Origin of the sequence: Streptomyces sp. RG80 (assembly GCF_040446465.1) — a bacterium.
Classification (GTDB): Bacteria; Actinomycetota; Actinomycetes; order Streptomycetales; family Streptomycetaceae; genus Streptomyces.
Window position 1 is genome coordinate 997,692 of sequence record NZ_JBEAAJ010000001.1, and the last position, 26,653, is coordinate 1,024,344.

Consider the following 26,653-nt stretch of genomic DNA (forward strand, 5'->3'; position numbering starts at 1 on the left):
TCTCACCTGGGCCGGCACGAGAGAAAAGCTACCGCTTAGTAGTTATCTGTTGTAGCGTTCAGCCATGCCAGAAGCAGCTACCGCCACGCAGGCCACGATCGGCGACAGCGAGTTCGACCGGGACACCGCGCTCACCCGCCGCGAACCCGGCGTCTACGACATCGACCTCTCCGCCGGCTGGACGATCATCAGCGCCGTCAACGGCGGCTACCTTCTGGCCGTCCTGGGCCGCGCCCTCGCGGACGCCCTGCCGCACGCCGACCCGTTCACGATCTCCGCGCACTACCTGACGGCGTCCCAGCCGGGCCCGGCGGTCGTCCGCACCGACCTGGTGCGTACCGGCCGCACCCTGTCGACCGGCCAGGCCTCGCTCTTCCAGTACGACGAGCAGGGCAACGAGATCGAGCGCATCCGCGTCCTGGCGTCCTACGGCGACCTGGACGCGCTGCCCGACGACGTCCGTACGACGGCCAAGCCGCCCGCGTTCCCGCCGATGGACCAGTGCTTCGGTCCCGAAGACGGGCCGGCCCCGGTCGACGGCAGCTCCGCCATCGCCGACCGCCTGATGCTCAAGCTGGACCCCTCGACCCTGGGCTGGGCCCTCGGCGCCCCCTCCGGCAAGGGCGAGATGCGGGCCTGGTTCGGTCTCGCCGACGGCCGGGACGCCGACCCCTTCTCCCTGCTGCTCGCGGTCGACGCCCTCCCGCCCACCGCCTTCGAGATCGGTCTGAAGGGCTGGGTGCCCACGGTCGAGCTGACGGTCCACGTCCGCTGCCGTCCAGCCCCGGGCCCCCTCCGCGTCTCCATCACCACCCGCAACCTCGCCCACGGCTTCCTCGAGGAGGACGCCGAGGTCTGGGACAGCGCGGACCGGCTGGTCGCCCAGTCCCGCCAGCTCGCCCGCGCCAGGCTCAGCTGAGCAGCGGCTCCCGCCCCAGCCAGGCCGCCAACCGGCCGTAGGAGTCGGCCGCCTCGGGGGCCGGTACGGCGGGCCGGAAGGGGCGTCCTTCGCGTGAGTCACCGGCGGGGAGAGCGGCCTGTGCCGTGGCGAGCGAGTACTCGGCCAGCTCCGGGTCGAGCCCCAGCGGCCGACCGAGCCCCTCGGACAGATCCCAGGTGTGCGTCACGACCTCCATGACGTACAGGGGAAGCGCGTCCCGGCCCAGGACCTCCCCCCAGGGCACCCGCACCGGCGTCGCCAGCCGCTCGTCGCTCGCCCACGCCGCGAGCACCCGGGTCCTGACGCCGTCGTAGGCCCGTGGCCAGCCGTCGTCCTCGATGCCGTCCACGAACATCCGTACGTCGAGCCCGTCCCCGCGTTCCCCGCACACCGAGATCCTCGTGAGCGCGCCGACGACATGGCTTAGCAGCGTGCGGACGTCGTAGTCGGTACAGGGCGTGGGCCCGTCCAGCTGCTCGGGCCGCACGGTCGCGATGACCGCGGCGGCCTGGGTGGTGGCGCGGGTGAACAGGGGGCGCGGGTCGGTCATGGCCGGTCCTCTCTGCGTACTTACGGATGCTCTTGGTGGAGGCTTCCCCGCGCGAGCGATGCTGTGAGGGTGAAATCCGACCGCCTGCTGTCGATCCTGCTGCTCCTACAGACCCGCGGCCGCGTCCCCGCGCACGAACTCGCGGACCGCCTGGAGGTGTCCGTACGCACGATCTACCGCGACATCGAGGCGCTGTCCGCCTCGGGCGTCCCCGTCTACGCCGAACGCGGGCGGCACGGCGGCATCGAACTCCTCGCGGGCTTCCGTACGGACGTCACCGGGCTGACCGCCGACGAGTCCCGCGCCCTGTTCGTCCTCGCCGCACAGGGCGCCCACGCCGCCCTCGGCCTGGACGCCGCGCTCGGCTCGGCGCTGCGCAAGGTGATGGCTGCCCTCCCGGCCCCGCACCGCCCCGCCGCCGAGGTCGTCTCCCGCCGCATCCTGGTCGACGCCACCCGCTGGCAGGGCGGACCCCGGCCGCTCGTCGACCTGGACGTCCTCCAGGACGCGGTCTTCGCCGACCGCCGGCTGCGGCTGCGCTACCGGCACAGCGGGCAGCGCGAGCCACGGACGTACACCGTCGACCCCTACGGTCTCGTCGCCAAGGCGGGTGTCTGGTACCTGGTCGCCGACCGGCGGGCGAAGCCGCGGCTGTTCCGCGCGGACCGGGTGCGTACGGCGACCGTCCTCGACGACCCTGTCCGGCGTCGGCCGGGTGTCGAACTCGCCGACGCCTGGGAGGCGTTGCGCCGCGAGGTCGAGGAACGTCCCGGCGGGATCGACGTCGTCGTGCGGGTCCGGCGCGACCGACTCGACCTGTTCCTCCGGCTCAACGGCCCCTGGCTGACCGGCCTTCCGGAGGGCGAGGGCGAGTGGGTGACCGCCCGGCTGTCGTACGGCGTGCTGGGCGAGGCCCGCCAACTGCTCCAGTTCTCCGACCGGATCGAGGTGCTCTCGCCGCCCGAAGTGCGCGAGGAACTGCTCCGGGCGGCCGCCTCTGTCACGGACCTGTACCAGGGAGCAGGCGACGGAGCCGGGGGAAACGGCAGGTCAGACGGGGGCCTTTAGGCGGTCTTTGCCCTGCGCACAGGCCGGGGACAGTGATCACTCAAGGAAGCCCCAAGCCGCGTTGATTGAGTTCCAGCCCTCAGAACTCCCTCATCCTTCTTGGAGTTGTCTCTCATGAAGCGTGTGCGTCTCGTCCCCGCAGTGGCCCTGCTGGCGCTCTCGCCCCTCGCCCTGGTGGCCTGTGGCTCGGGCGACTCTTCGTCCTCCTCGAACAGCGGCAACTCCGGGCAGCAGTCGTGTCAGTCCGGTGCGCCGGGCGGCAACCCGTCGGACATGCCCAGCGGCGCCCCGTCGGGCGCGCCCACCCCCAACGGCACGGCCCAGCCGTCCGGTGCGCCCTCCGGCATGCCCAGCGGTGTGCCCAGCGGCGGTCCCGGCGGTGGCGGTCAGGGCGGCGGTCCCGGTGGCGGCCAGGGCGGCGGCTGTGGTGGTCCCGGCGGTGGTGGCGCGGCGCCGAGCGGCGCCCCGAGCGGGCAGCCGTCGGAGTCGGCCACGAAGAGCTGACCCGCCACGTCGTACGACAGGGGCGGCACTCCCGGTGAACGGGGGTGCCGCCCCTGGGCGTTACGGCCGGTGCGGTTCAGCCGCGCCAGTGGTCCCGGCCGATGCTGATCAGCCGCATCTGGCTGGTGGCGACCTGCCGGACCCGCTCCCGCTCCTGCTCCGAGGCCTCCAGTGCCTCCAGGAACAGGGAGGCGGTGATCAGCATCTGGTCGACGTAGAGGTTCGCCAGCATCAGCAGGTCGTCGTCGCTCCAGCCCTCGGACTCCGGGTCCTTGGCGAGCTCCTCCTTCACCTCCTCGGCGAACCGGGCCAGTTGGCCCCGGATGGCCTCCCGCACCGGCTGGACCCCGCCGTGCCGCTCACGGGCGATGAAGCGGACGTGGGCCGGGTGCGTGGCCACGTGGTGGGCGATCAACTCGACGGCGCGCACGATCCGTTCGTCGGCGGTGTCGGCCGCGGCGACCGTGGTGCGGATCATCGGGTGCAGGCTGCCCAGCGCCTCCTCGACGAGGGCGACACCGAGGTCGGCGGTGGAGCGGAAGTGCCGGTAGAAGGCGGTCGGCGCGACACCGACGGCGCGCGTGACCTCGCGCAGGCCGAGACTGCTCAGGCTCTGCTCCTCCAGCAGCCCCAACGCGGCGTCGAGGAGCGCCTGTCGGGTCTTCTGCTTCTGGGCCTGCCGGATGCCGAGGGTGTGACTCATGTCATCAGTAAACAACTGTTCTCTGGAATTGAGAAGTCGTCGGGGCGCGCTAGACTCTGTGGTCAGTGAACAACTGTTACTACAACTGTTCACCCAAACGTAACGCACCTCGGAGGGGGATCCGTCCCATGCTGTTCCTCGTCGCCGCACTTCTGCTCTTCGGCGCTGTGCTGGGCACCGTGGCCCACGCGCCGTTCGCCTTCACCGCCGTCGCCGCCGCCGTGATCGCCGCCTGGCTCGGCATCTTCGCGCTCCGCGAGCGGCACGCCCGCCGGCACACCTCGGCCGGCTGACCCGCCGGCTCACCCGACCCAATCGACCCGACCGTCCCAGGGGACTGATCACCATGCAGCTCACCGCCCGAGCCGACACCCAGGCCACCACCCGCAGCAGCGGCGTCCGCGACGCCGACGGCATGGCCGTGGCCTCCTTCATCCTCGGCCTCGTCGGCCTCCTCGTCCTGAACGTCTTCCTCGGCCCGATCGCCATCGCCCTGGCCTCGGTGGCCCTGTGGCGGGGCACCGCCCGCCGTGGCCGCGCCTTCCTCGGCCTCGGACTGGGCGTCGCCGACCTGCTCGTCCTGGTCGCCTTCATGCAGATGGACAGCACGGTGTCCTGGAGCTTCTAGCCCGGGACCGGACACGAGGCCGAGCCACCGGGCCCGTAGAATCGGCTCACCATGGCTTACCTCGACCACGCCGCGACGACCCCGATGCTTCCCGAGGCAGTCGAGGCACTCGCCGCACAGCTGGCCGTCACCGGCAACGCCTCCTCCCTCCACGCATCAGGACGCCGCGCCCGGCGCACCGTCGAGGAGGCCCGCGAGACCCTCGCCGAATCCCTGGGCGCCCGCCCCAGCGAGGTCGTTCTCACCTCCGGCGGCACCGAGGCCGACAACCTCGCGGTGAAGGGCCTGTACTGGTCCCGCCGCGACGCCGACCCGGCCCGCACCCGCGTCCTGGCCAGCCCCGTCGAGCACCACGCCGTCCTCGACGCCGTGCACTGGCTCGGCGAACACGAGGGCGCCACGGTCGAGTACCTCCCGGTCGACACGTACGGCCGCGTCCACCCCGACGCCCTGCGCGAGGCCATCGCCCGCGACCCCGACGACGTCGCCCTCGCCACCGTGATGTGGGCCAACAACGAGATCGGCACGATCATGCCGGTCCGTGAACTGGCCGACGTGGCAGGAGAGTTCGGCGTCCCGCTGCACGCCGACGCGGTCCAGGCCTACGGCCAGGTTCCCGTCGACTTCGCCGCCTCCGGCCTCGCCGCGATGACCGTCTCCGGCCACAAGGTCGGCGGTCCGTACGGCATCGGCGCCCTCCTGCTGGGCCGTGAGTACACCCCCGTCCCCGTCCTGCACGGCGGCGGCCAGGAGCGCCACGTCCGCTCCGGCACCCTCGACGTCCCCGCCGTCGCCTCCTTCGCCGTCGCCGGCCGCCTCGCCGCCGAGCAACGCGAGTGGTTCGCCCGCGAGATCGGCGCCCTGCGCGACGCCCTGGTCGAAGCGGTCCGTACAGCGGTCCCGGACGCGATCCTCGGCGGCGACCCCGCCCCGGGGGGCCGGCTCCCGGCCAACGCCCACTTCACCTTCCCCGGCTGCGAGGGCGACTCCCTGCTCCTCCTGCTGGACGCCCAGGGCATCGAGTGCTCCACCGGCTCCGCCTGCACCGCGGGCGTCGCCCAGCCCAGCCACGTCCTCCTCGCCACCGGCACCGATCCCGACCTCGCCCGCGGCACCCTGCGCTTCTCGCTGGGCCACACCTCCACCGAGGCCGACGTCGAGGCGGTCGCCAAGGCGATCGGCCCGGCGGTGGAACGCGCCCGCGCGGCGGGACTCACCTAGCCGCACGAGTGCGGGAGACTCCGGGACCGGTCGGACTCCGGGACCGGTGGACTCAGCCGGTCATCACCATGAGGGCCGCCATCATGCCCTCGTCCTCGTGCTGCAACAGATGGCAGTGGAGCATGTACATGTACGTGTCGTCGGCGAAGTCGGTGAACTTCATCGCGATCTTGATGGAGCCGCCGCCGACCACCTCGTAGGTGTCGAACCAGCCCAGGTCGACCCCGGTGGGCTCCTCGCCGTTGATCTCGATCAGCTGGAACGGCACGTCGTGCAGATGGAAGGAGTGCTCCAGCTGGGTGCTGTTGGTGATCGTCCAGATCTCCTCGACGTCCAGCGTCGTCATGATCTCCGCCATCGCGGCCATGGTCGTGCCGACCGAACCGTTGATGGTCATGCTGAGCCCCGACTGCCCCAGTGTGATCGTGCGGGCGGTGAAGTCCGTCGTGTCGTACCGGGTGATGGTGTTGAGGGTGGCGGGCAGGTCGTCCGGGGTGTCCGAGGCGTCCGGCGTCACGGTCAGGAAGTCGTACGTCCCGCTGCCGCCGCGCACCCAGCCGGTCGTGACGACCGTCTGGAGGGTGACCGCGTCGGAGAGGTCCAGGACGAACTCGGCGCGGGCGCCCGCCACCAGCCGGATCGACGTCACCTCGGCGGCCTCGGTCAGATAGCCCTGGTCGGTGGCGATCTGGGTGAGCGTGCCGCCGTCGGAGCGCTGGACGGTCATGATGTCGGACGGGGAGGCGTTGAGCACCCGGAACCGGGTGCGGGTCCTGGTGGCCGTGAACCCGAGGGTGGCCGAGTCGACGTTGGTGCCGTTGCACAGCACCGGGAAGCTCAGGCCGTTGGACAGGTAGCCGGTCAGGTCGTACTTGATGTCACCTGCGCTGTCGGTGGCCAGGCACTGCAGGATGATCGGGATGTCGTCGACGCCGTACTCGCTGGGCAGCGCGGCCGAGACGTCCGAGTCGTCCTCGACGATGATCATCCCGGCGAGACCGTGGACGACCTGCTCCGCCGTGGTGCCCAGGGCGTGCGGGTGGTACCAGAGGGTCTTGGCCTCGTCGAGGATCTCGAAGGTCGGCGACCATGTGGTGCCGTCCGCGAAGGCGTTCTGCGGGCCGCCGTCCATCTCGGCGGGGATGTGCGCGCCGTGGAAGTGGACGGTGGTGTCGTCGCCGAGGCTGTTGGTGATGTTCAGCAGGACCGTGTCGCCGGTGGTCCACTTCATGGTCGGGCCGAGGTAGGACTGGTTGTAGCCGGCCGTCGTACTGGTGACGCCGCTGAGCACCTCGCCGGTGCCCGTCCGTGCCTCCAGGGTGTAGGTGGTGGTGCCGTCGGAGGCGGTGCCCTCCAGCAGGTCCGGGACGGTGAGCGTGCCGTCCGCCGCGGCCGCCTTGCTGCGGGTGCCCTCGGTCAGCAGGGGGAAGCTCGCTCCCGCCACGGCCACGGCTCCCAGGCCCACCCCGGCCATACCGCCGAGGAACTTGCGCCGGTGCAGACCCTTGCCCTTGACGCCCTTGTCGGGCTCTGCGCTGTGTGTCATGGGCTGGAGACTCGAGGTAAGAGCTGTGTAAGCGCTGGGCTGAGTCCAGGAGCCGGCCGGGGACGCCGTGCGACCGCTGTGAGACTCAACTCCGTTGAAGAAAAGCCAAGTTGGAGAGTGCAGGTCACGGCCGGCGGCAGGAACATGTCGGGCGGATCTCCACCGCCGGAACTCTTATCAGGCCAGGGCCGTACGCGCCTGCCGTACGAGCTTCATGTACCGGTCCCAGTCCCAGTCCTCGCCGGGGTCGGTGTGGTCCGTGCCCGGCACCTCGACATGGCCGATGATGTGCTCGCGGTCCACGGGTATGTCGTAGCGCGCGCAGATCCGGGCCGCCAGACGCGCCGAGGCCTCGTACATCTTGTCCGTGAAGTCCTCGGGCCGGTCCACGAAGCCCTCGTGCTCGATGCCGACACTGCGTTCGTTGTAGTCGCGGTTGCCCGCGTGGTACGCCACGTCGAGCTCGCGGATCATCTGCGTGACGCGGCCGTTCCGCCCGACGATGTAGTGCGCGGCCGCCTGGTGCCCGGGGTCCTGGAAGGCCTTCACCGCGCTCGCGAAGCTGCCCTGGGTGACATGGATGATCACCATGTCTATGCCGTAGTCGTCGGGCCGGTCCGCGCGCCGCCAGTTCGCGTCGGAGGCCGCGACCCAGCGCGCACCGGTGTAGTCGACCTCGCCCTCCTTGCGCGGCTTCTCCACGCCGGGCGTACGCCACCACAGGCGCGCCAGCTCGTCCCGGGCCAGCACACCCGTGCCCACCGCGGCGGCCGCTCCGCCCACGATCAGCGCGCGCCGGCCGATGCGCCGGTCGCCGTCCTCGGATGCTCTTCTCGCCCCCATGTGATCGTCAACGGATATCCGGCGGCTCCGGTTCCCGCGCCCCCGTACCCTGGAAGGGTTATGACTCACTCCACGCAGCGCCCCCTCCGTGTCCTCGCCGCCATGTCCGGCGGTGTGGACTCCGCCGTCGCCGCCGCCCGCGCCGCGGAAGCCGGCCATGACGTGACCGGTGTCCACCTCGCCCTCTCGGCGAACCCGCAATCGTTCCGCACGGGCGCGCGTGGCTGTTGCACCATCGAGGACTCCCGCGACGCCCGCCGCGCCGCCGACGTCATCGGCATCCCGTTCTACGTCTGGGACCTCGCCGACCGCTTCCGCGAGGACGTGGTCGAGGACTTCGTCGCCGAGTACGAGGCCGGCCGCACCCCGAACCCGTGTCTGCGCTGCAACGAGAAGATCAAGTTCGCAGCCCTGCTCGACAAGGCGCTCGCGCTGGGCTTCGACGCGGTCTGCACCGGCCACTACGCCCAGGTGATCGTCCGTGAGGACGGCACCCGCGAACTGCACCGCGCCTCCGACATGGCCAAGGACCAGTCGTACGTCCTCGGTGTCCTGGACGACAGGCAGCTCGCGCACGCGCTCTTCCCGCTCGGCGACACCGTGACGACCAAGGACGAGATCCGCGCCGAGGCCGAGCGCCGGGGCCTCGCGGTGGCCAAGAAGCCCGACTCCCACGACATCTGCTTCATCGCCGACGGCGACACCCAGGGCTTCCTCGCGAACCGGCTCGGCAAGGCGGAGGGCGACATCGTCGACGAGGTCGGCGCGAAGATCGGCACCCACGAGGGCGCGTACGGCTTCACCATCGGCCAGCGCAAGGGGCTCAGGATCGGCACGCCCGCCGCCGACGGCAAGCCGCGCTACGTCCTGGACATCTCGCCGGTCGACAACACGGTGACGGTCGGCCCGGCCGCCTCCCTGGACGTCACCGGCCTCACCGCGATCAAGCCCCGCTGGTGCGGCGCGGCCCCCACCGGCCCCGGCACCTACACCGCCCAGCTGCGCGCCCACGGCGGCGAGACCGAGGTCCGCGCGGAACTGGTCGACGGTGAGCTCCAGGTGTCCTTCACGGAGCCCGTCCGCGGGGTCGCCCCCGGCCAGGCGATCGTGCTGTACGACGGCACGCGCGTGGTGGGTTCGGCGACGATCGCCTCGACCACGCGCGCGACGGCGGGCGCCACGGCCTGAGTGCAGGGCGCTCTGAGCTCCGGGTCTCCTGAGCTCCGGGTCTCCTGAGCTCCGGGTCTCCTGAGCTCCGGGTCTCCTGAGCTCAGGGCGCGAAGAACTCGGCGAGCACCGGGGCCAGGGCGTTCGGATCCACCATGTGGGTCTGACCCGCCAGGCTCCGGTACGACCCTTGCGGTACCACCTCCGCGACGGCCCTGGTGGCCGCCTGCATCCAGTCGGGGCTCGCGTCGCCCGCGACGGCCAGCACCGGGACGGCGATCGAGGCCAGCCGGTCCCGGGGCACCAGACCGTCGCCCAGGACGGCGTTGTCGTACGCCAGTGTCGGTGCCACGGCCTCCATGCCGCCCCACATGGGCGACTGGCGGGCGCCCCGGATCATCTCGTCGGGCGTGCCGACGAGCCGGAGGAACAGTTCGACCGCGTCGCCCCGCCGGCCCTCGCCGAGCGCGGCGGTGAGGTTCTCGGTGTACTCCGCGCGTTCCTTCGCGCCGTGTTCGGAGAAGTCCGCGAAGGGCGTCTCGTACACCGCGACCCGGCGCAGCGGCAGCCCGCTCGCCGCCGCCCGCAGTACCAGCGCCCCGCCCGAGGAGATCCCGCACAGGCACGCCTCGCCGCCTGCCACCTCGATCAGCGCCGCGAGGTCCTCGACCTCGCGCTCCACCGCGTACGGCGCCGTGTCACCGCTCTCGCCGCGGCCCCGGCGGTCGTACACCAGAACCCGGAACCGGTCCGACAGGGGCACGGCCAGCGGCGCCACCGTGCCACCCGTCGACATCGCGCCGCTCACGAGGATCACTGTGGGGCCCTCACCGCTGCTTTCGTACGCGATCGGGGTGCCGTCACGGGAGAGAGTCTTCTTGTCCATGCCTGTGAAGACTGCCGCGCGCCGGGGAACTAATCGAGGACCGTCACCTCGTAGAAGCAGAGGTGGTCCTTGATCTCGGCCACCTCCGGCTTGGGGTCCGGGTAGGCCCAGACGAGGTCGGCCGCGTCCGGCAGCGACCAGTAGGAGGCCGTGCCCTTGAACGGGCAGTACGTGTGGGTGTCAGACGGTGTCAGCAGGTCCAGGCGTACGTCCTCGGCGGGGATGTAGTAGCGCACGGGAGAGCCCGTCTCGCGCAGTACGAGCGGGCGTTCGGTCTCCGCGAGGACCTGGGATCCGTGGACGACGCGGACGTGCTCGGTGCCCTTCTCGACAGTGATGCGGTGTCCAGCGGTCACGATCGTGCCTCCTCGGGGTAGCCGTCTGTGGAGGTGCAGCGCACGCTGGGCCTGAGTTCTTCCCCGGTCCGCTTCTGTCAGGAGGTCCTCATGGGGGCCACAGATCTGTCCAGAGACCGCCAGAACCTCGTCCACCGGGTCCGTTACGCCCTGCGCCACCCCGAGCGGGTGCCCGCCCACACCCGGCGGGCCGCGCGGGACGCCTGGCTGCGTATGCGACACCCCGGGCACATCGCCTACTACCGCGCGGTGATGGCCGCCGACGCCGCCCGCAGCCCCGAGGCCGCCGTGGGACACAACCCCTCTCCGGAACGCTGGGCGCAGCTCGGCCGGATGCAGTTCGACTACCTGCTGGGCCACGGGCTGCGACCGGAGCACCACATGCTGGAGATCGGCTGCGGGAACCTCCGCGCGGGCCGCCTCTTCATCGGCCACCTGGACACCGGCCACTACTACGGCATCGACATCTCGCCGGCCATCCTGCTCGCCGCCCAGGACACCCTCGTACGCGAACATCTCCAGCCCCGGCTGCCGCATCTGGCGCTCGTCGACGACCTGACCTTCAAGTTCCTGCCCGACGGGTACTTCGACGTCGTGCACGCGCACAGCGTGTTCTCGCACTCGCCCCGGCAGGTCGTCGAGCAGTGCTTCGCGCATGTGGGCCGGATCCTCGCGCCCGGTGGTTTCTTCGACCTCACCTTCAACCGCACCGAGGGCCGCGAACACCAGGTGCTGCACGAGGACTTCTACTACCGGACGCGGACCCTGGCCGCCCTCGCCGCCCGCCACGGCCTCAAGGCGCGGTTCATGGACGACTGGGAGCGGCTGCCGCACCGGCAGTCCAAGATCCGCCTGACCGTGATGTCGGAGCGGGCCCGTACGGTGGGTCCATGAACATCTGCGTCTTCCTCTCGGCCGCCGACCTTGACGAGCGTTACACCCGTCCCGCGCGGGAGTTCGCGGAACTGCTCGGCAAGGGTGGCCACACGCTGGTGTGGGGCGGCTCTGACGTGGGCCTGATGAAGGTCGTCGCGGACGGCGTGCAGGAGGCGGGCGGCAAGCTCGTCGGTGTCTCCGTCGAGTTCCTGTCCGCCAAGGTCCGCCCGGGCGTCGACGCCATGGTGATCGCGAAGGATCTCGCCGAACGCAAGAGGCTGCTCCTGGAGAAGGCCGACGCGGTCGTGATCATGGTGGGTGGCACCGGCACGCTCGACGAGGCCACCGAGATCCTGGAGCTGAAGAAGCACGGCCACACCGACAAGCCGGTGGTCCTGCTCAACACCGCGGGCTTCTACGACGGCCTGAAGCAACAGTTCCGGCGCATGGAGGACGAGGGCTTCCTGCCGCTTCCGCTGACCGACCTGGTGTTCTTCGCGGAGGAGCCGGTGGGGGCGCTCGCGTACCTGGAGGAGAGCCAGGGCATCGAGTGACCCGCGGGTGATGCGAGCATGGCGGCATGGCTACACATGTGATCACCGGGGCGGGTTCGGGCATCGGCGCGGCGGTGGCCCGCCGTCTGCACGCGCGTGGGGACGAGGTCGTGCTGCACGCCCGTGACGCGGGCCGGGCGAAGGAGCTGGCGGCGGAGTTCCCCGGGGCGCGGACGCTCGTCGGCGACCTGTCCGACCCGGACAAGCTGTCCTGGGCCTTCTCCCACCAGTCGCTTCCCGACCGGGTCGACTCGCTTCTCCACATCGCGGGCGTGGTCGACCTGGGCCCGGTGGGCGACCTCACCCCGAAGACCTGGCGCCACCAGCTGAACGTCAACCTGATCTCCCCGGCGGAGCTGACCCGGCACTTCCTGCCCCAACTCCGGGTCTCTCAGGGCCACGTGGTGTTCGTGAACTCGGGCGCCGGGCTCAACGCGCACGCCGACTGGTCCGCGTACGCGGCGTCCAAGCACGGCCTCAAGGCCCTGGCGGACTCGCTCCGCCACGAGGAGCACGGCAACGGCGTCCGGGTCACCTCGGTGTACCCCGGCCGTACCGCCAGCCCCATGCAGGCCAAGGTCCACCAGCAGGAGGGCAAGGAGTACGACGCGTCGCGGTGGATCGACCCCGAGTCGGTGGCGACGGCGATCCTGACCGCGATCGACCTGCCGAGGGACGCGGAGATCAACGACCTGACGGTCCGCCCGGGTCGCTGAGCCAGACTTTTTTCGCCCCCGCCGCCCCTACCCGTCCCATCCCGGGGGCTGCGCCCCCGGACCCCCGCTTCGGCCCTGAAGGGGCCTCGTCCTCAAACGCCGGACGGGCTGGGTTTCTCAGCCTCTCCGGCGTTTGAGGAGCGGGGGTCCAGGGGGCAGCGCCCCCTGGAAGCGGGGTCGAAGGGGCGGCAGCCCCTGGAGGATGGGAATGGGTAGGGGCGGCGGGGGCGAGGAAAGGCAGCGGACGCCCCGACACCTCCGCTTCCACACCTACGTAGGCTTCACCAGGTGACCGCAGACTTCACCTTCGCCCCCGCCACCGGCGTCGGCTCCCTGCCCGGCGGCGACGCCCGGGAGGCCGCCAAGACCGCCACCGGTTCCTTCGAGGACTTCCCGTTCCTCGCCGAGCTGCCCGCGCGCGGACCCGGCGCGGACATGATCGGACGGACCGCCGGAATGCTCGTGGAGCTGTACGCGCGCGTGGAGCCCAGCGGATGGCGGATCGGGGACCGCCCGGGACGGGACACGAAACGAGCCCGGTCCTGGCTGGGCGAGGACCTGGACGCGATCGAGGAGTTCACCCAGGGATACGAGGGGCAGCTCAAGGTGCAGGCCGTCGGGCCCTGGACCCTCGCCGCCGCACTGGAGCTGAAGAACGGCGAGGCGGCTCTCGGCGACCCCGGCGCCTGCCGGGATCTCGCGGGCTCCCTCGCCGAGGGCCTGCGCCAGCACCTCGCGGAAGTACAGCGCCGCATCCCCGGCGCCCGGATCGTCCTCCAGCTCGACGAACCCTCCCTCATCGCCGTACTCCGCGGACAGATCAAGACCGCCAGCGGCTACCGGACCCATCGGGCCGTCGACCGGCAGATCGTCGAGGCGACCCTCCGCGACGTCGTCGGGGTTCACGGCGACGGCCCCGTCGTGGTCCACTCGTGCGCACCGGACGTCCCGTTCGCCCTGCTGCGCCGGGCGGGCGCGGCGGCGATCTCCTTCGACCTCGGCCTCCTCACCGAGCGTGACGACGACGCGATCGGCGAGGCGGTGGAGAGCGGCACCCGGCTCTTCGCAGGTGTCGTACCGGGCACGGACGGCCCATTGTCAGACCCTGCCGGTAGCGTCATGGGTGTCAGGACGCTGTGGCGCAGGTTGGGACTGCATGCGGGGCTTCTCGCGGAGGCGGTCACGGTCACTCCGGCGTGCGGACTCGCGGGGGCCTCCCCGGGGTACGCGCGCAAGGCTCTCGCCCACTGCGCCCAGGCGGCGAGATCCCTCGCGGACAACCCAGAGTAACGGGAGGACAACACGGTGGCCGGCGACAAGCAAGCGGAGACGACGGTGCCCGCGGAGGCACGGGAGCAGCACGCGAAGCTCGCTGAGCAGATCGAGGAGCACCGCTTCCGGTACTACGTGAACGACGCCCCGGTCGTCAGCGACGCGGAGTTCGACAAACTCCTGCGGTCCCTGGAAGCGCTGGAGGAACAGTACGACGAGCTGCGCACGCCGGACTCGCCGACGCAGAAGGTGGCGGGGGCGTACGAGACGGAGTTCACGAGCGTCGAGCACCGCTCCCGCATGCTCTCCCTCGACAACGCCTTCAGCGACGAGGAGTTGGTCGCCTGGGCCGAGCGCGTCGCCAAGGACGTCGGTACCTCCGACTACCACCTCCTGTGCGAGCTGAAGGTCGACGGCCTCGCCGTCAACCTGACGTACGAGCACGGCCGTCTCGTCCGTGCGGCGACCCGCGGTGACGGCCGCACGGGCGAGGACATCACGCCCAACGTCCGGACCATCGCGGAGATCCCGGACCGGCTCACCGGCGACAAGGTGCCCGACCTCGTGGAGATCCGCGGCGAGGTCTACTTCCCGATGGAGAAGTTCGAGGGGCTCAACGCCCGGCTGGTCGCGGCCGGTGACAAGCCGTTCGCCAACCCGCGCAACGCGGCGGCCGGTTCCCTGCGCCAGAAGGACCCGCGCGTCACCGCCACCCGCCCGCTCCACATGGTCGTCCACGGCATCGGCGCCCTGGAGGGCTTCGACGGCATGACGCGCCTCTCCCAGGCGTACGACCTGCTCAAGGAGTGGGGTCTGCCCACCGCCAAGCACAACAGGGTGGTCGACGACCTCGACGGCGTACGGGAGTTCATCGCGTACTTCGGCGAGAACCGGCACTCGGTGGAGCACGAGATCGACGGCGCCGTCGTGAAGCTGGACGAGATCCGCCTCCAGGGCCGGCTCGGCTCCACGGCACGCGCCCCGCGCTGGGCGATCGCGTACAAGTACGCGCCGGAAGAGGTGAACACCAAGCTGATCGACATCAAGGTCGGTGTCGGTCGCACCGGTCGTGTCACGCCGTACGCCCAGGTCGAACCCGTCACGGTCGCGGGCTCGGAGGTCGAGTTCGCCACCCTGCACAACCAGGACGTCGTCAAGGCGAAGGGCGTGCTGATCGGCGACACCGTGGTGATCCGCAAGGCCGGTGACGTCATCCCGGAGATCCTCGGTCCGGTGGCGGACCTGCGCGACGGCAGCGAGACGCCGTTCGTCATGCCGGAGAAGTGCCCCGAGTGCGAGACCCCTCTCAGGCCGATGAAGGAGGGCGACATCGACCTCCGCTGCCCCAACGCGGAGGGCTGTCCCGCCCAGTTGCGGGAGCGCCTGTTCTATCTGGCGGGCCGCAAGTCGCTGGACATCGAGCACTTCGGGTATGTCGCCGCCGCGGCCCTCACCCAGCCCCTGGAGCCCGCTGAGCCGCCGCTGAAGGACGAGGGCGACCTGTTCGACCTCACCATCGAGCAGTTGCTGCCCATCAAGGCGTACGTCCTCGACCAGGACTCCGGTCTGCCCAAGCGCGACCCGAAGACGGGCGAGGAGAAGATCGCCACGGTCTTCGCCAACCAGCAGGGCGAGCCGAAGAAGAACGCGGTCGCGATGCTGGAGCACATCTCCGCGGCCAAGGAACGCCCGCTGGCCCGCCTTCTCACCGGCCTGTCGATCCGGCACGTCGGCCCGGTCGCCGCCGAGGCGCTGGCCCGCGAGTTCCGCTCGATCGAGCGGATCGACGAGGCGACCGAGGAGGAGCTGAAGAACACCGACGGTGTCGGCCCGATCGTCGCCGCCGCCGTCAAGGAGTGGTTCGCCGAGGACTGGCACCGCGAGATCATCCGCAAGTGGCGGGCCGCCGGTGTCCGCATGGAGGAGGAGGGCTCCGGCGAGGACGAGGGTCCCCGTCCGCTGGCGGGCCTGACCGTCGTCGTCACCGGCACCCTGGAGCGCTACACCCGTGACGGAGCCAAGGAGGCGCTGCAAAGCCGGGGTGCGAAAGTGACCGGTTCGGTTTCGAAGAAGACGTCTTTCGTCGTTGTGGGTGACAATCCTGGTTCGAAGTACGACAAGGCGATGCAGCTGAAGGTGCCGGTTCTGAACGAGGACGGCTTCGACGTCCTGCTGGAACAGGGCCCCGAGGCGGCCGCCGAAGTCGCGCTACCGACCGAGGAGTAGGGCGGAGCAGCGGTTGAAGGCCACCCGATCGGCGCATACCAGATGCATACGGGTGGCCGGGGCGCATTCGGGCAACCGTCGACGACCGCTGCCCGTGGAAGCCGTCTGCGGCCTACTGTTGAGATGTGCGCCTGCCGTGCCCAGCTGCGGTTGGGGCAACCCCTTGCTCCTCAGGAGCAGGGGGAAGGGCTTTCCAACGCGGCGCCGTAGAGGGTTTGTCGGGCAACGGGCCGCGTGGCGTGGGCACCGCCGGCTGTGAGAGGGACGGGAATGGAACCGACCGAGAGCGCCGCCCCGGACTCACGGCTGCGCCGGCTGACCGCCGCCTGGCGGGGGAGCCTGCGGGCGACGCGGTCAGCGGCGCGTCCCGGCGAGGAGGCGCGCGTCACCGGACCGTACACCGCGGTGGACGAACGTATCCCGGTGCCCCTCACCGCCGAGCGCACCCACGCGCTGCCGGGCACCGGCCCCGAGCGGCACCTGTCCTGGCCCGCGCTGCCCACCGCGGTCGTCGCGGCGGCCGGGTTCGTCCTCGGCGCCGGGTTCTACCGGGCCTTCACCGGCAGCCACGCGCTCTTCCCGTCCGGCACCGTCGGCTGGGCCCTGGCCGTGCTGACCGGCGTCATCGTCGGCCACCTGGTCGCGCTCGGCCGCGCCCGCTGGTGGGGCGGCACCGGCTCGGGCGCCGCCCTCACCCTCGCCGTGCTGATGCTGTACGGCTGGGTGCCCGCCGGCATGGTCAGCCTCACCGTCGTCGTCCTGGTCGGCATAGCCAGGCGCCACCGCTGGCGGCAGGGCGTCCTGCACGGCGCGGTGGACATCCTCGGCATCGGGGCCGGCGCCCTCGTACTGGCCGCCTTCGGCCGTATCCCGTCGGTCGAGAACCCCTGGAACCCCGACACCTGGACGCTCTACACGGCCCCCGAGGTGATCCTCGTAGCGGCCGCCTACCTCGCCGTCACCCGCACCCTGCTGTGGTACCTGCACGCCCCGCGCGCCGGCGGCCTGCCCACCGTGGCCCGTACCGCCCTGTTCAGACAGGGCCTGGTCGCGGTCGCGCTGCTCGGCATCGCACCGCTGGTCTGCGTCGTCGCCGTCGCCAAGCCGGTGCTGCTGCCCCTGTTCGCCATTCCGCTGATCGCCCTCGACTCCACCCTGTGGATAGCCCGGGCCCGGGCGGAGGAGCAGCTGCGCGACCCGCTGACCGGGCTGCCCAACCGGCAGTGGCTGCTGGAACGCATCTGGACCGCTCTGGACGACGCCGAACGCATCGGCGCCCGGTCGGCCCTGATGCTCATCGACCTCGACCGCTTCCGTTCGGTCAACGACACCCTGGGCCACCTGGCCGGCGACCGGCTGCTCCTCCAGATAGCCGACCGGCTCCAGCGGGCCCTGCCGCGCGGGGCGGAGGCCGCACGGCTCGGCGGTGACGAGTTCGCCGTGTTACTGCCCGTCGCCGACTCCACGACGTCCGCGACCCGCGTCGCCCGCAGTCTCGTCGCGGCCCTCAGCTCCCCGCTCGACCTCGACGGACTCACCCTCGTGCTGGAGGCCAGCGCCGGAGTCGCCGTCTTCCCCGACCACGCCCTGGACGCCGAGGGGCTGCTGCGCCGGGCCGACGTGGCGATGTACCAGGCGAAGCGCGACCGTACGGGCGTCGAGGTCTACGAGTCCAAGCGGGACTCCAACACCCCTGACCGGCTGGGACTGCTGGGGGACCTCAGAAGGGCCCTCGACGCGCACGAGGTCGAACTGCACTACCAGCCCAAGGTCCGCTTCGACGGACAGGTGGCGGGCCTCGAGGCCCTGGTCCGCTGGGTGCACCCGGAGCGCGGGAAGGTGCCGCCGGACGAGTTCATCGCCATAGCCGAGTCCTCCGGGCTGATGCCGCACCTCACGGAGTACGTCCTCGACACCGCGCTCGCCCAGGTCGCCGTATGGCGGGCCCAGGGCCTGCACGTCCCGGTCGCGGTCAACGTCTCCCCGCGTGACGTCCACACCCCCGGTTTCGCCGGTTCGGTGGCCGCCCGGCTGGCCCGGCACGGCGTTCCCGCGGGCTCGCTCCAGCTGGAGATAACCGAGCATGTGCTGCTCGAGGACCCGCAGCGCGCCGCCGACACCCTCGCCGGCCTGACCGGGCACGGCGTGAAGATGTCCCTGGACGACTTCGGCACCGGCTACTCCTCGCTGGTCCATCTGCGCCGTCTGCCGTTCAGCGAGCTGAAGATCGACCGGTCCTTCGTCGCCCGGCTGGCCGTCGACACCGAGGACGCCGAGATCGTGCGCTGCACGGTCGACCTCGCCCATTCCCTGGGCCTGCTCGTCGTCGCCGAGGGCGTCGAGGACGACGAGACCTGGGAGCGACTGCGGGACCTGCGCTGCGACGCCGTACAGGGCTGGCTGGTCGCGGCGGCCATGCCGGCGGAGGAGGCGACGGCGTGGTTGCGGGCGCGGGGTTCGCGGGGCTGGCAGAGGCCGAGGGCAGCGTTGCCGGCAGCGGAATGAACGGCCCGTAGGGGCCGTTCAGGGGCGCGGGGCTGTATCCATGTGCGGCTCCGCCGCGCGGGCGCGACAAGCGCACGATGGCGCCGCAGCCGCCAACCGGCCTCTCCAGGCACCCCCCGCCGAATCCGTTTAACGGCCAGAGGCACTCGCCCCATAGGATTGGCCCCAAACCACACACACTCACCCCAGAGGATCGCTGCATGCCTGGCATCACGCGCGAGGAGGTCGCCCACCTCGCACGGCTGGCGCGTCTGGAGCTGAAGCCCGAAGAGCTGGTGCACTTCGCGGGACAGCTGGACGACATCATCGGCGCGGTCGCACGCGTCAGTGAGGTCGCCGACCAAGACGTACCGCCGACCTCGCACCCGCTCCCGCTGACGAACGTCATGCGGGCGGACGAGGTACGTCCGTCGCTCACCCCCGAGCAGGCGCTCTCCGGCGCCCCGGCCCAGGAGCAGCAGCGTTTCAAGGTGCCGCAGATCCTGGGGGAGGACTAATCGCCATGACGGACAACGTCAACATCATCAAGCTGACCGCCGCCGAGACCGCCGCGAAGATCGCCTCCGGTGAGCTCACGGCCGTGCAGGTCACCGAGGCCCACCTGGCCCGTATCGAGGCCGTCGACGAGAAGGTGCACGCCTTCCTGCACGTCGACCGCGAGGGCGCGCTGGCCCAGGCCCGCGCCGTCGACGAGAAGCGTGAGCGCGGCGAGAAGCTCGGCCCGCTCGCCGGCGTCCCTCTCGCGCTGAAGGACATCTTCACCACCGAGGGCATCCCGACGACCGTCGGTTCGAAGATCCTGGAAGGGTGGATTCCGCCGTACGACGCCACCCTCACCAAGAAGCTCAAGGCCGCTGACGTCGTCATTCTCGGCAAGACCAACATGGACGAGTTCGCCATGGGGTCCTCCACCGAGAACAGCGCCTACGGCCCGACCGGCAACCCCTGGGACCTCACCCGGATCCCCGGCGGCTCCGGTGGCGGCTCCTCGGCCGCGCTGGCCGCGCACATGGCGCCCCTCGCCATCGGCACCGACACCGGCGGTTCGATCCGCCAGCCGGCCGCCGTCACCGGCACGGTCGGCGTCAAGCCGACGTACGGGGCCGTCTCGCGGTACGGCATGGTCGCCTTCTCCTCCTCCCTCGACCAGGGCGGGCCCTGCGCCCGTACGGTCCTGGACGCGGCGCTGCTGCACGAGGTCATCGCCGGGCACGACCCGCTGGACTCGACCTCCATTGACGCGCCCGTCCCGCCCGTCGTCGAGGCCGCCCGCAACGGCAGCGTCGAGGGCATGCGCGTCGGCGTCGTCAAGCAGTTCCGCGGCGAGGGCTACCAGGCCGGTGTCATCCAGCGCTTCGACGAGTCCGTCGCCCTCCTCAAGGAGCTGGGCGCCGAGATCGTCGAACTGGACTGCCCGTCCTTCGACCTCGCCCTGTCGGCGTACTACCTCATCGCGCCCTCCGAGTGCTCGTCCAACCTCGCCCGCTTCGACGGCCTGCGCTACGGCCTGCGTACCGGCGACGACGGCACCAACTCGGCCGAGGCGGTCACGTCGATCACCCGTGAGGCGGGCTTCGGCCCCGAGGTGAAGCGCCGGATCATGCTCGGCACGTACGCGCTCAGCTCCGGCTACTACGACGCGTACTACGGCAGCGCCCAGAAGGTCCGTACGCTCATCACGCGCGACTTCGAGAAGGCGTTCGAGCAGGTGGATGTGATCGTGTCTCCCACCACGCCCACCACCGCCTTCCCGATCGGCGAGCGTGCCGACGACCCGATGGCGATGTACCTCGCCGACCTGTGCACCATCCCGACCAACCTGGCGGGCAACTCGGCCATGTCGCTGCCCTGCGGGCTCGCCCCGGAGGACAACCTCCCGGTCGGCCTCCAGATCATCGCTCCGGCGCTGAAGGACGACCGTCTTTACAAGGTCGGCGCCGCCGTCGAGGCCGCCTTCGTGGAAAAGTGGGGGCACCCGCTCCTCGAGGAGGCACCGTCGCTGTGAGCAAGCTGACCAAGGCGAAGGACTTCAAGAAGTCCAAGTCCGGTACGTACCTGTCCATCGCCACCACGGCGTTCGGCGCCATCGGTGTCGCCAAGCGGCTCAAGAAGGCGCGCGCCGAGAGCGACACGCTGGTTCTGATCGACGCCACCGTGGCCGCCGTCGCCGTCGTCACCGGCCTCGCGGTCCTGTACCGCGAACTGAAGCGGCTGGGCGACGACGACGTCCTGCTGGGCTGAGAGGGAAGTTTCACCGTGACCACCACGACCGACCTGGTGTCGTACGAGGACGCTCTCGCGTCGTACGACCCCGTCATGGGCCTCGAGGTCCATGTCGAACTCGGCACCAAGACCAAGATGTTCTGCGGCTGTTCGACCGAGCTCGGTCAGGACGCCAACACGCAGACCTGCCCCACCTGCCTCGGCCTGCCCGGCGCGCTTCCGGTCGTCAACGCGATCGGCGTCGAGTCGGCGATCAAGATCGGTCTCGCGCTGAACTGCGAGATCGCCGAGTGGTGCCGCTTCGCCCGGAAGAACTACTTCTATCCGGACATGCCGAAGAACTTCCAGACCTCCCAGTACGACGAGCCGATCGCCTTCAACGGCTTCCTCGACGTGCAGCTGGAGGACGGCGAGACCTTCCGCGTGGAGATCGAGCGCGCCCACATGGAGGAGGACACCGGCAAGTCGACCCACGTGGGCGGCGCGACGGGCCGTATCCACGGCGCCTCGCACTCGCTGCTGGACTACAACCGCGCCGGCATCCCGCTCATCGAGATCGTCACCAAGCCGATCGAGGGCGCCGGCGAGCGCGCTCCCGAGGTCGCCAAGGCGTACGTCCGTGAGCTGCGCGAGCTCATCAAGGCGCTCGGCGTCTCGGAAGCCCGCATGGAGATGGGGCAGATGCGCTGCGACGTGAACCTGTCGCTGCGCCCGCACGGCCGTGAGAAGTTCGGTACGCGCTCCGAGACGAAGAATGTCAACTCGCTGCGGTCCGTGGAGCGCGCGGCCCGCTTCGAGATCCAGCGGCACGCGGCCGTCCTGTCGTCCGGCGGGACGATCATCCAGGAGACCCGGCACTTCCACGAGGACACGGGGTCCACGACCTCGGGCCGAGTGAAGGAGGAGGCCGAGGACTACCGGTACTTCCCGGAGCCGGACCTGGTCCCCGTGGCCCCCTCGCGCGAGTGGGTCGAGGAGATCCGGGCCGCGCTTCCCGAGCTGCCGCTGGTTCGCCGTAACCGGCTCCTCGCGGAGTGGGGCATCTCGGCCACCGAGATGCAGGCGATCCTGAACGCCGGTGCGCTGGACCTGATCGTCGCCACGATCGACGCCGGTGCCGACGCGGCCTCCGCCCGCAAGTGGTGGATGGGCGAACTGGCCCGCAGCGCCAACGAGTCGGGCAAGGCCCTCGACGAGCTGGCGATCACCCCGGCGCAGGTCGCGCGGGTCACCGAGCTCGTCTCCAAGGGCGACCTCAACGACAAGCTGGCCCGTCAGGTCATCGAAGGCGTCCTCGCGGGCGAAGGCACCCCGGACGAGGTCGTCGACAAGCGCGGTCTGAAGGTCGTCTCCGACGAGGGTGCCCTCGGCACCGCCGTCGACGAGGCCATCGCCGGCAACCCGGGCATCGCCGACAAGATCCGTTCCGGAAAGGTCGCCGCGGCCGGCGCCCTGGTCGGCGCGGTCATGAAGGCCACCCGCGGTCAGGCCGACGCGGCCCGCGTCAAGGAGCTGATCCTGGAGAAGCTGGGCGTCAGCGAGGGCTGACGCTCTCAGGCGCGTATGGCCCCGGAGGCAGTACCTCCGGGGCCATAGGCTTACCTGCTCACTTTCGGCGTCCTACGAGTCGTACGAAACCCAGCGCCCGGCCCTGATCGGCGCGTACCGCCTCGCCCACCCGTCGGGCCATCGCGCGATGGAACTCCTCCGGGCTCTCCTCGGCGACGACCTCGCACCACAACAGCCAGTCCTTCCAGCCGTCCGGTTGCCAGTCGGCCGTCTCGACCTCGACGGCCCCGCTGCGGGTCCACTGGCGGCGCCACCAGTCGGCGGAGTGGAAGCACCACCAGTCGGGCTCCCAGTACTCCTTGAGATGCTCCGGCGGTTCGACGCCCTCGATCTCCTCCCGCACCGCCGGTACGACGATCCCGATCCGCCCGCCCGGCTTCAACAGGCGGGTCAGCGTGGGCAGATACAGATCGTTCGTGCCGAAGTACTGGTAGGCGTCGATGCTCACGATCGTGTCGAAGCTCGCCTCGGCGAACGGCAGGTCGTGCGCCTCGGTGTGCACGGGCAGCACCCGGTCGGCAAAGCCGGCCTCGGCGATGCGGCGCGCGTTCTCGTCGGCCGCGACCCACAGATCGGCCGCGGTGACCTGGGCGTGGTACTCCCGGGCCAGGAAGACCGACGTCATCGCCCGGCCGCAGCCGAGGTCGAGGACGCGGGCGCAGGGTCGCAGGGTGTCCAGGCCGAGAGCGGGCGCCAGCCACTCCAGCAGCCACAGCGCGTTCGGGCCCATCTGGTTCTCGACGACCCAGCGGACGTCGTAGCTGTTGCTGCGCGGGTAGCGGGCGTGGGTCAGCCGCCGGGTGAGGTCCTCATCCGAGATCCTCGCGGTGATGTCTGACATCGGTGAACGGGCTCCTTGAGTCCTGAGAGACGAAAAGGGATACGGCGGAGCTCGGTCGGACGCTCAAACAACGCACCTGCTTGGGTCGGGGGCCGGACGGGCCCGGGATCTCTCAGCCGGACACGCTACGCTCCCGCGCCATGAACGGACATGGGAATTCCGAGCCATCCGACATACGGGAGGACCACGAGGAGTACGACGACCAGCTGCTGGATGCCCGGCGGGCCCGCTGGACGGCCTCCGGCACCGGGACGCTGCTGGCCCTCGCGGGTCTCGCGGCGTCGACGCTCCGGCTGAGCGGCGCCGCTCCCGGCCTCGTCCCGGCCGCCTACGCCTTCGGTGCCCTGGTGTGCGCGCTCGCGGCGGTCCTAGGCTCCCGGGGGCGCACCCGCAGAGCGCTGTGGCTGCTGATCGTCGGCGTGATGGTGATGGCGCTGGGCGACCAGTTCGACTGATGTGACAGAGTGACCGTTACTGTCCTGTGATCTGCCTCGCACTCCTGTGAATAAACCCACGAACGGCATAAACGATCACTTCTGGCTGCAAGAGTGGACCACGCATTGCTCATGCGTTCTTTGCGGGCCGTTCACACCATGGACGACTGTTCCCGGTCAAAGATCCACAAATTCACCCGGGAGCACGATTCGTGGCAGCCCTCGCACGCTGGTGTGTCCAGCGCCGCCTCGTCGCCGTACTGCTGTGGCTCCTCGCCTTCGGCGGGGTGACCGCGGCCGCCGCGGCCACCGGCTCGGCGTACTCGAACGACTACGAGGTCCCCGGCACCGAGTCGGGCCAGGCCACCCGGCTGCTCCAGGAGGGCTTCCCCGACCTCGGCGGCGACAGCGACACCGTTGTCTGGCACACCACCTCCGGCACGGTCCGCGCCTCCGCCGTCGAGCAGACCATGAACCGGACCCTCGACGAGATCGCCGACCTCCCGGGAGTCGCCGCCGTCGTCAGCCCGTACGACGACCGGGGCGCCGCCCAGATCAGCGAGGACGGCCGTACCGCGTACGCCACCGTCACCTTCGACGACCGGGCCGAGAACATCGACAAGGCCGAGGCGCAGGCCGTCGTCACCACCGCCGAGGCCGCCGAGAGCGACGGGCTCCAGGTGGAGCTGGGCGGCAGCGCCATCGCGCTCACCGAGTCCGCGGGCGGGCACCTCGCCGAGGCGGTCGGTGTGATCGTCGCCGCCGTCGTGCTGTTCCTCGCGTTCGGCTCGCTCGCGGCCTCGCTGCTGCCCATCGCCACCGCGCTGGTCAGCGTCGGCACCGCGTACGCCGGGATCGTGCTGCTCGGGCACGCCATGACCGTCGCCGACTTCGCCCCCATGCTCGGCATGCTGATCGGGCTCGGCGTCGGCATCGACTACGCCCTGTTCATCGTGACCCGGCACCGGCGCGGGCTGAAACGCGGGCTGGACGTCGACGAGTCCATAGCCAACGCCGTCGCCACCACCGGACGGGCGGTCGTCTTCGCGGGTGCCACGGTTTGCATCGCCCTGCTCGGCATGCTGATCCTCCGGCTGAGCTTCCTGAACGGCGTCGCGATCGCCGCCTCGCTGACCGTCGTCCTCACCGTCGCGGCCTCCGTCACCCTGCTGCCCGCCCTGCTCTCCTTCATCGGCATGCGCGCCCTGAGCCGGCGCGAGCGGCGGCACCTGGACGAGCACGGCCCCCAGCCGGAGCTCCCCACCGGGCTCGCCGCCCGCTGGTCGGCGTTCGTGGAACGGCACCCCAAGCTGCTCGGCGCGGTCGCCCTGGTCGTCATGACCGTCCTCGCCCTGCCCACCCTCGGGCTCCACCTCGGCACCTCCGACCAGGGCAACAACCCCAGCACCTCGACCACCCGCCAGGCCTACGACCTCCTCGCCGACGGCTTCGGCCCCGGCGTCAACGGCCCGCTCACCCTGGTGACCCCGGTCGACGGCGCCGAGGACAAGCTGCTCCTCGACAACCTCGACGCCACCATCCGCACCACCGAGGGCGTCGCCTCGGCCACGCCGGTCACCTACAACAGCGCCGGCGACACCGGGTACTTCACCATCGTCCCGACCTCGTCCCCGCAGTCCCAGAAGACCAGCGACCTGGTCGACCGGCTGCGCTCCGAGGTGCTGCCGCGCGCCGAGACCGGCACCTCCCTCGACATCCGGGTGGGCGGGGTGACGGCCTCGTACGACGACTTCGCCGAGGTCATCGTCGGCAAGCTGCCCCTGTTCGTCGGGGTCGTCATCGGCCTGGGCTGTCTGCTGCTCCTGCTCGCCTTCCGGTCCGTCGGCATCCCGCTGAAGGCCGCCGCGATGAACGTCGCCGCGGTCGCCGCCGCCTTCGGGATCGTCGTCGCGATCTTCCAGTGGGGCTGGGGGAGCGAGTTCCTGGGCCTCGGCCGGGCGGGCCCCATCGAGCCCTTCCTCCCTGTGATCATGGTCTCCGTGCTCTTCGGGCTCTCCATGGACTACCAGGTCTTCCTGGTCAGCCGGATGTACGAGGAGTGGCTGGAGACCGGCGACAACCGGCGGGCCGTCCGGGTGGGCCTCGCCGAGACCAGCCGGGTGATCAACTCCGCCGCGGTCATCATGATCTCGGTCTTCCTCGCCTTCGTCCTCAGCGGCGACCGCGTGATCGCCATGTTCGGCATCGCGCTCGCCGCCGCCGTCGCCCTCGACGCCTTCGTCCTGCGCACGCTGCTCGTCCCCGCCCTCATGCACCTGCTCGGCGGCGCCAACTGGTGGCTGCCGGGCTGGCTGGACCGCCGGATGCCGCGCATCAGCATCGAGCCCCCCGAGCGCCGGGCCGCCCATGAAAGGGTGGACGCCGTCGTGGCGGACACCGTCGAGGCGGAGCTGGAGAAGGAGCGGGACGAGGATGTACGCGATATCGCTGGGTGACGACGTCGAGCTGCGGCCCCTGGAGCAGTGGCACGCCGAGGAGTTCCTCGCGCATCTGGAGCGGGGCCGCGAGTTCATCAACCAGTACGTCCCCTTCGGCTCCAAGGCGCTGGACGCGGCGGGCGCCCGCGAAGTGCTCCAGCGGTACGCCGACATGCGCGCCGCCGACACCGGCTCCCTGCACGGCCTGTGGCTGGAGGGGAAGCTGGTGGGCGGGGTGCTCTTCCTCAACTTCGACGCCGAGCAGGGCGCCTGCGAGGTCGGCTGCTGGCTGGAACCCGCCGGTACCGGGCGCGGACTGGTCACCCGCGCGATGCGCGTGCTCATCGACTTCGCGATCGAGCAGCGCGGCATCCACCGCGTCGAATGGGTCGCCGCGGCCGGCAACACCCCCAGCCTGAACGTGGCCCGGCGGCTCGGAATGACCCGCGACGGTATCCGCCGCGAGGCACAGCTCTATCGTGGGGTGCGGCACGATCTCGAGGTTTGGTCGGTGCTGGCGCCCGAGTGGCGTGAGGCACGCGCGCGTGCCGCTCACAAGGATCATTAAGAGACCTCTCAGACTGCGT

At 70.9% G+C, this 26,653-nt stretch carries 27 protein-coding genes; 20 read left to right on the top strand and 7 right to left on the bottom strand.

All coding sequences use genetic code 11. The annotated features are described in order from the left end of the window. Positions 1-64 precede the first annotated feature (64 nt). Positions 65-919 carry a thioesterase family protein gene (locus ABKA17_RS04600; RefSeq protein ID WP_353690512.1) on the top strand — a complete coding sequence of 285 codons (855 nt, stop codon included), beginning with the start codon at positions 65-67 and terminating at the stop codon, positions 917-919. On the opposite strand, the gene ABKA17_RS04605 is transcribed toward ABKA17_RS04600, so the two are convergent. Then, positions 912-1,490 carry a TIGR03086 family metal-binding protein gene (locus ABKA17_RS04605; RefSeq protein WP_353690513.1) on the bottom strand — a complete coding sequence of 193 codons (579 nt, stop codon included), beginning with the start codon at positions 1,488-1,490 and terminating at the stop codon, positions 912-914. The genes ABKA17_RS04600 and ABKA17_RS04605 overlap by 8 nt on opposite strands. 69 nt (positions 1,491-1,559) lie before the next feature. Between ABKA17_RS04605 and ABKA17_RS04610 the strand changes: the two genes are divergently transcribed. Both ABKA17_RS04610 and ABKA17_RS04615 read left to right on the top strand, forming a co-directional pair. Beyond that, the gene (locus ABKA17_RS04610) at positions 1,560-2,558 is read left to right on the top strand and encodes a helix-turn-helix transcriptional regulator (protein WP_353690514.1); all 999 of its coding nucleotides are present in this window, start codon (positions 1,560-1,562) and stop codon (positions 2,556-2,558) included. Between the two features lie 114 nt (positions 2,559-2,672). Further along, positions 2,673-3,062 (top strand): hypothetical protein, encoded by a 390-nt coding sequence (locus ABKA17_RS04615; RefSeq protein ID WP_353690515.1) that lies wholly within the window; start codon positions 2,673-2,675, stop codon positions 3,060-3,062. Positions 3,063-3,138: 76 nt separating this feature from the next. Here ABKA17_RS04615 and ABKA17_RS04620 read toward each other — a convergent pair whose 3' ends face one another. After that, entirely contained in the window at positions 3,139-3,765 is a 627-nt protein-coding gene (locus ABKA17_RS04620) for a TetR family transcriptional regulator (protein WP_353690516.1), read from the bottom strand. A gap of 128 nt (positions 3,766-3,893) precedes the next feature. Between ABKA17_RS04620 and ABKA17_RS04625 the strand changes: the two genes are divergently transcribed. The 3 genes from ABKA17_RS04625 to ABKA17_RS04635 are packed head-to-tail and all read left to right on the top strand — an operon-like array spanning position 3,894 to position 5,614. After that, positions 3,894-4,058 (top strand): hypothetical protein, encoded by a 165-nt coding sequence (locus ABKA17_RS04625; protein WP_353690517.1) that lies wholly within the window; start codon positions 3,894-3,896, stop codon positions 4,056-4,058. Positions 4,059-4,111: 53 nt separating this feature from the next. Further along, a complete protein-coding gene (locus ABKA17_RS04630; protein WP_353690518.1) occupies positions 4,112-4,393 on the top strand; it encodes a DUF4190 domain-containing protein in 282 nt (93 codons plus the stop codon). Positions 4,394-4,444: 51 nt separating this feature from the next. Beyond that, positions 4,445-5,614, top strand: coding sequence for a cysteine desulfurase family protein (locus ABKA17_RS04635; protein ID WP_353690519.1), 1,170 nt, complete (start codon positions 4,445-4,447; stop codon positions 5,612-5,614). A 52-nt stretch (positions 5,615-5,666) separates the two neighbouring features. Here ABKA17_RS04635 and ABKA17_RS04640 read toward each other — a convergent pair whose 3' ends face one another. Next, positions 5,667-7,160, bottom strand: coding sequence for a multicopper oxidase family protein (locus ABKA17_RS04640; protein WP_353690520.1), 1,494 nt, complete (start codon positions 7,158-7,160; stop codon positions 5,667-5,669). A 177-nt stretch (positions 7,161-7,337) separates the two neighbouring features. Then, positions 7,338-8,003: an N-acetylmuramoyl-L-alanine amidase gene (locus ABKA17_RS04645; protein ID WP_353690521.1), complete on the bottom strand. Its 666-nt coding sequence runs from the start codon at positions 8,001-8,003 to the stop codon at positions 7,338-7,340. A gap of 60 nt (positions 8,004-8,063) precedes the next feature. Between ABKA17_RS04645 and mnmA the strand changes: the two genes are divergently transcribed. Continuing rightward, positions 8,064-9,191, top strand: a complete 1,128-nt coding sequence (gene mnmA / locus ABKA17_RS04650; RefSeq protein WP_353690522.1) for a tRNA 2-thiouridine(34) synthase MnmA — start codon at positions 8,064-8,066, stop codon at positions 9,189-9,191. Positions 9,192-9,273: 82 nt separating this feature from the next. Here the strand turns inward: mnmA and ABKA17_RS04655 are convergent, their stop codons facing one another. Then, positions 9,274-10,056 carry an alpha/beta fold hydrolase gene (locus ABKA17_RS04655; protein ID WP_353690523.1) on the bottom strand — a complete coding sequence of 261 codons (783 nt, stop codon included), beginning with the start codon at positions 10,054-10,056 and terminating at the stop codon, positions 9,274-9,276. Between the two features lie 29 nt (positions 10,057-10,085). Further along, a complete protein-coding gene (locus ABKA17_RS04660) occupies positions 10,086-10,412 on the bottom strand; it encodes a DUF427 domain-containing protein (RefSeq protein WP_353690524.1) in 327 nt (108 codons plus the stop codon). 90 nt (positions 10,413-10,502) lie between these two features. On the opposite strand from ABKA17_RS04660, the gene ABKA17_RS04665 reads away from it, so the two are divergent. The 10 genes from ABKA17_RS04665 (at position 10,503) to gatB (ending at position 22,332) form a co-directional block, all read left to right on the top strand. After that, a complete protein-coding gene (locus ABKA17_RS04665) occupies positions 10,503-11,306 on the top strand; it encodes a class I SAM-dependent methyltransferase (protein WP_353690525.1) in 804 nt (267 codons plus the stop codon). Further along, entirely contained in the window at positions 11,303-11,842 is a 540-nt protein-coding gene (locus ABKA17_RS04670) for an LOG family protein (RefSeq protein ID WP_353690526.1), read from the top strand. The genes ABKA17_RS04665 and ABKA17_RS04670 overlap by 4 nt, the downstream gene beginning before the upstream one ends. Before the next feature lie 26 nt (positions 11,843-11,868). Continuing rightward, entirely contained in the window at positions 11,869-12,558 is a 690-nt protein-coding gene (locus ABKA17_RS04675) for an SDR family oxidoreductase (RefSeq protein WP_353690527.1), read from the top strand. A gap of 288 nt (positions 12,559-12,846) precedes the next feature. Further along, positions 12,847-13,848, top strand: a complete 1,002-nt coding sequence (locus tag ABKA17_RS04680) for a methionine synthase (RefSeq protein WP_353690528.1) — start codon at positions 12,847-12,849, stop codon at positions 13,846-13,848. Between the two features lie 15 nt (positions 13,849-13,863). After that, complete coding sequence (gene ligA / locus ABKA17_RS04685) at positions 13,864-16,056, top strand: NAD-dependent DNA ligase LigA (protein ID WP_353690529.1); 2,193 nt, start codon at positions 13,864-13,866, stop codon at positions 16,054-16,056. Between the two features lie 270 nt (positions 16,057-16,326). After that, positions 16,327-18,561 carry a putative bifunctional diguanylate cyclase/phosphodiesterase gene (locus ABKA17_RS04690; RefSeq protein ID WP_353690530.1) on the top strand — a complete coding sequence of 745 codons (2,235 nt, stop codon included), beginning with the start codon at positions 16,327-16,329 and terminating at the stop codon, positions 18,559-18,561. A 200-nt stretch (positions 18,562-18,761) separates the two neighbouring features. Beyond that, complete coding sequence (gene gatC / locus ABKA17_RS04695; RefSeq protein ID WP_353690531.1) at positions 18,762-19,058, top strand: Asp-tRNA(Asn)/Glu-tRNA(Gln) amidotransferase subunit GatC; 297 nt, start codon at positions 18,762-18,764, stop codon at positions 19,056-19,058. Positions 19,059-19,063: 5 nt separating this feature from the next. Then, entirely contained in the window at positions 19,064-20,566 is a 1,503-nt protein-coding gene (gatA, locus tag ABKA17_RS04700) for an Asp-tRNA(Asn)/Glu-tRNA(Gln) amidotransferase subunit GatA (protein ID WP_353690532.1), read from the top strand. Further along, the gene (locus tag ABKA17_RS04705) at positions 20,563-20,802 is read left to right on the top strand and encodes a hypothetical protein (RefSeq protein WP_031051298.1); all 240 of its coding nucleotides are present in this window, start codon (positions 20,563-20,565) and stop codon (positions 20,800-20,802) included. The genes gatA and ABKA17_RS04705 overlap by 4 nt, the downstream gene beginning before the upstream one ends. 15 nt (positions 20,803-20,817) lie before the next feature. Continuing rightward, a complete protein-coding gene (gene gatB, locus ABKA17_RS04710) occupies positions 20,818-22,332 on the top strand; it encodes an Asp-tRNA(Asn)/Glu-tRNA(Gln) amidotransferase subunit GatB (protein ID WP_353690533.1) in 1,515 nt (504 codons plus the stop codon). A gap of 58 nt (positions 22,333-22,390) precedes the next feature. Here gatB and ABKA17_RS04715 read toward each other — a convergent pair whose 3' ends face one another. Continuing rightward, positions 22,391-23,194 carry an SAM-dependent methyltransferase gene (locus ABKA17_RS04715; RefSeq protein WP_353690534.1) on the bottom strand — a complete coding sequence of 268 codons (804 nt, stop codon included), beginning with the start codon at positions 23,192-23,194 and terminating at the stop codon, positions 22,391-22,393. A 140-nt stretch (positions 23,195-23,334) separates the two neighbouring features. Here ABKA17_RS04715 and ABKA17_RS04720 point away from each other — a divergent pair, with 140 nt between their 5' ends. The 3 genes from ABKA17_RS04720 (at position 23,335) to ABKA17_RS04730 (ending at position 26,634) form a co-directional block, all read left to right on the top strand. Next, a complete protein-coding gene (locus ABKA17_RS04720; protein ID WP_353690535.1) occupies positions 23,335-23,649 on the top strand; it encodes a hypothetical protein in 315 nt (104 codons plus the stop codon). Positions 23,650-23,840: 191 nt separating this feature from the next. Next, positions 23,841-26,084, top strand: coding sequence for an MMPL family transporter (locus tag ABKA17_RS04725; protein WP_353690536.1), 2,244 nt, complete (start codon positions 23,841-23,843; stop codon positions 26,082-26,084). Next, positions 26,062-26,634 (top strand): GNAT family N-acetyltransferase, encoded by a 573-nt coding sequence (locus ABKA17_RS04730; protein WP_353690537.1) that lies wholly within the window; start codon positions 26,062-26,064, stop codon positions 26,632-26,634. Before ABKA17_RS04725 ends, ABKA17_RS04730 begins: the two co-directional genes overlap by 23 nt. Positions 26,635-26,653: the final 19 nt, after the last annotated feature.

Excerpts from the sequence above, each read along its gene's own strand:
- ABKA17_RS04645 (WP_353690521.1), bottom strand. The coding sequence starts at position 8,003 with ATGGGGGCGAGAAGAGCATCCGAGGACGGCGACCGGCGCATCGGCCGG.
- ABKA17_RS04715 (WP_353690534.1), bottom strand. The coding sequence starts at position 23,194 with ATGTCAGACATCACCGCGAGGATCTCGGATGAGGACCTCACCCGGCGG.
- ABKA17_RS04605 (WP_353690513.1), bottom strand. The coding sequence starts at position 1,490 with ATGACCGACCCGCGCCCCCTGTTCACCCGCGCCACCACCCAGGCCGCC.
- ABKA17_RS04630 (WP_353690518.1), top strand. The coding sequence starts at position 4,112 with ATGCAGCTCACCGCCCGAGCCGACACCCAGGCCACCACCCGCAGCAGC.
- ABKA17_RS04720 (WP_353690535.1), top strand. The coding sequence starts at position 23,335 with ATGAACGGACATGGGAATTCCGAGCCATCCGACATACGGGAGGACCAC.
- ABKA17_RS04665 (WP_353690525.1), top strand. The coding sequence starts at position 10,503 with ATGGGGGCCACAGATCTGTCCAGAGACCGCCAGAACCTCGTCCACCGG.
- ABKA17_RS04655 (WP_353690523.1), bottom strand. The coding sequence starts at position 10,056 with ATGGACAAGAAGACTCTCTCCCGTGACGGCACCCCGATCGCGTACGAA.
- ABKA17_RS04620 (WP_353690516.1), bottom strand. The coding sequence starts at position 3,765 with ATGAGTCACACCCTCGGCATCCGGCAGGCCCAGAAGCAGAAGACCCGA.
- ABKA17_RS04670 (WP_353690526.1), top strand. The coding sequence starts at position 11,303 with ATGAACATCTGCGTCTTCCTCTCGGCCGCCGACCTTGACGAGCGTTAC.
- ABKA17_RS04600 (WP_353690512.1), top strand. The coding sequence starts at position 65 with ATGCCAGAAGCAGCTACCGCCACGCAGGCCACGATCGGCGACAGCGAG.
- ABKA17_RS04675 (WP_353690527.1), top strand. The coding sequence starts at position 11,869 with ATGGCTACACATGTGATCACCGGGGCGGGTTCGGGCATCGGCGCGGCG.
- gatC (WP_353690531.1), top strand. The coding sequence starts at position 18,762 with ATGCCTGGCATCACGCGCGAGGAGGTCGCCCACCTCGCACGGCTGGCG.
- ABKA17_RS04625 (WP_353690517.1), top strand. The coding sequence starts at position 3,894 with ATGCTGTTCCTCGTCGCCGCACTTCTGCTCTTCGGCGCTGTGCTGGGC.
- mnmA (WP_353690522.1), top strand. The coding sequence starts at position 8,064 with ATGACTCACTCCACGCAGCGCCCCCTCCGTGTCCTCGCCGCCATGTCC.
- ABKA17_RS04690 (WP_353690530.1), top strand. The coding sequence starts at position 16,327 with ATGGAACCGACCGAGAGCGCCGCCCCGGACTCACGGCTGCGCCGGCTG.
- ABKA17_RS04615 (WP_353690515.1), top strand. The coding sequence starts at position 2,673 with ATGAAGCGTGTGCGTCTCGTCCCCGCAGTGGCCCTGCTGGCGCTCTCG.
- ABKA17_RS04640 (WP_353690520.1), bottom strand. The coding sequence starts at position 7,160 with ATGACACACAGCGCAGAGCCCGACAAGGGCGTCAAGGGCAAGGGTCTG.
- ABKA17_RS04635 (WP_353690519.1), top strand. The coding sequence starts at position 4,445 with ATGGCTTACCTCGACCACGCCGCGACGACCCCGATGCTTCCCGAGGCA.
- ABKA17_RS04730 (WP_353690537.1), top strand. The coding sequence starts at position 26,062 with ATGTACGCGATATCGCTGGGTGACGACGTCGAGCTGCGGCCCCTGGAG.
- gatA (WP_353690532.1), top strand. The coding sequence starts at position 19,064 with ATGACGGACAACGTCAACATCATCAAGCTGACCGCCGCCGAGACCGCC.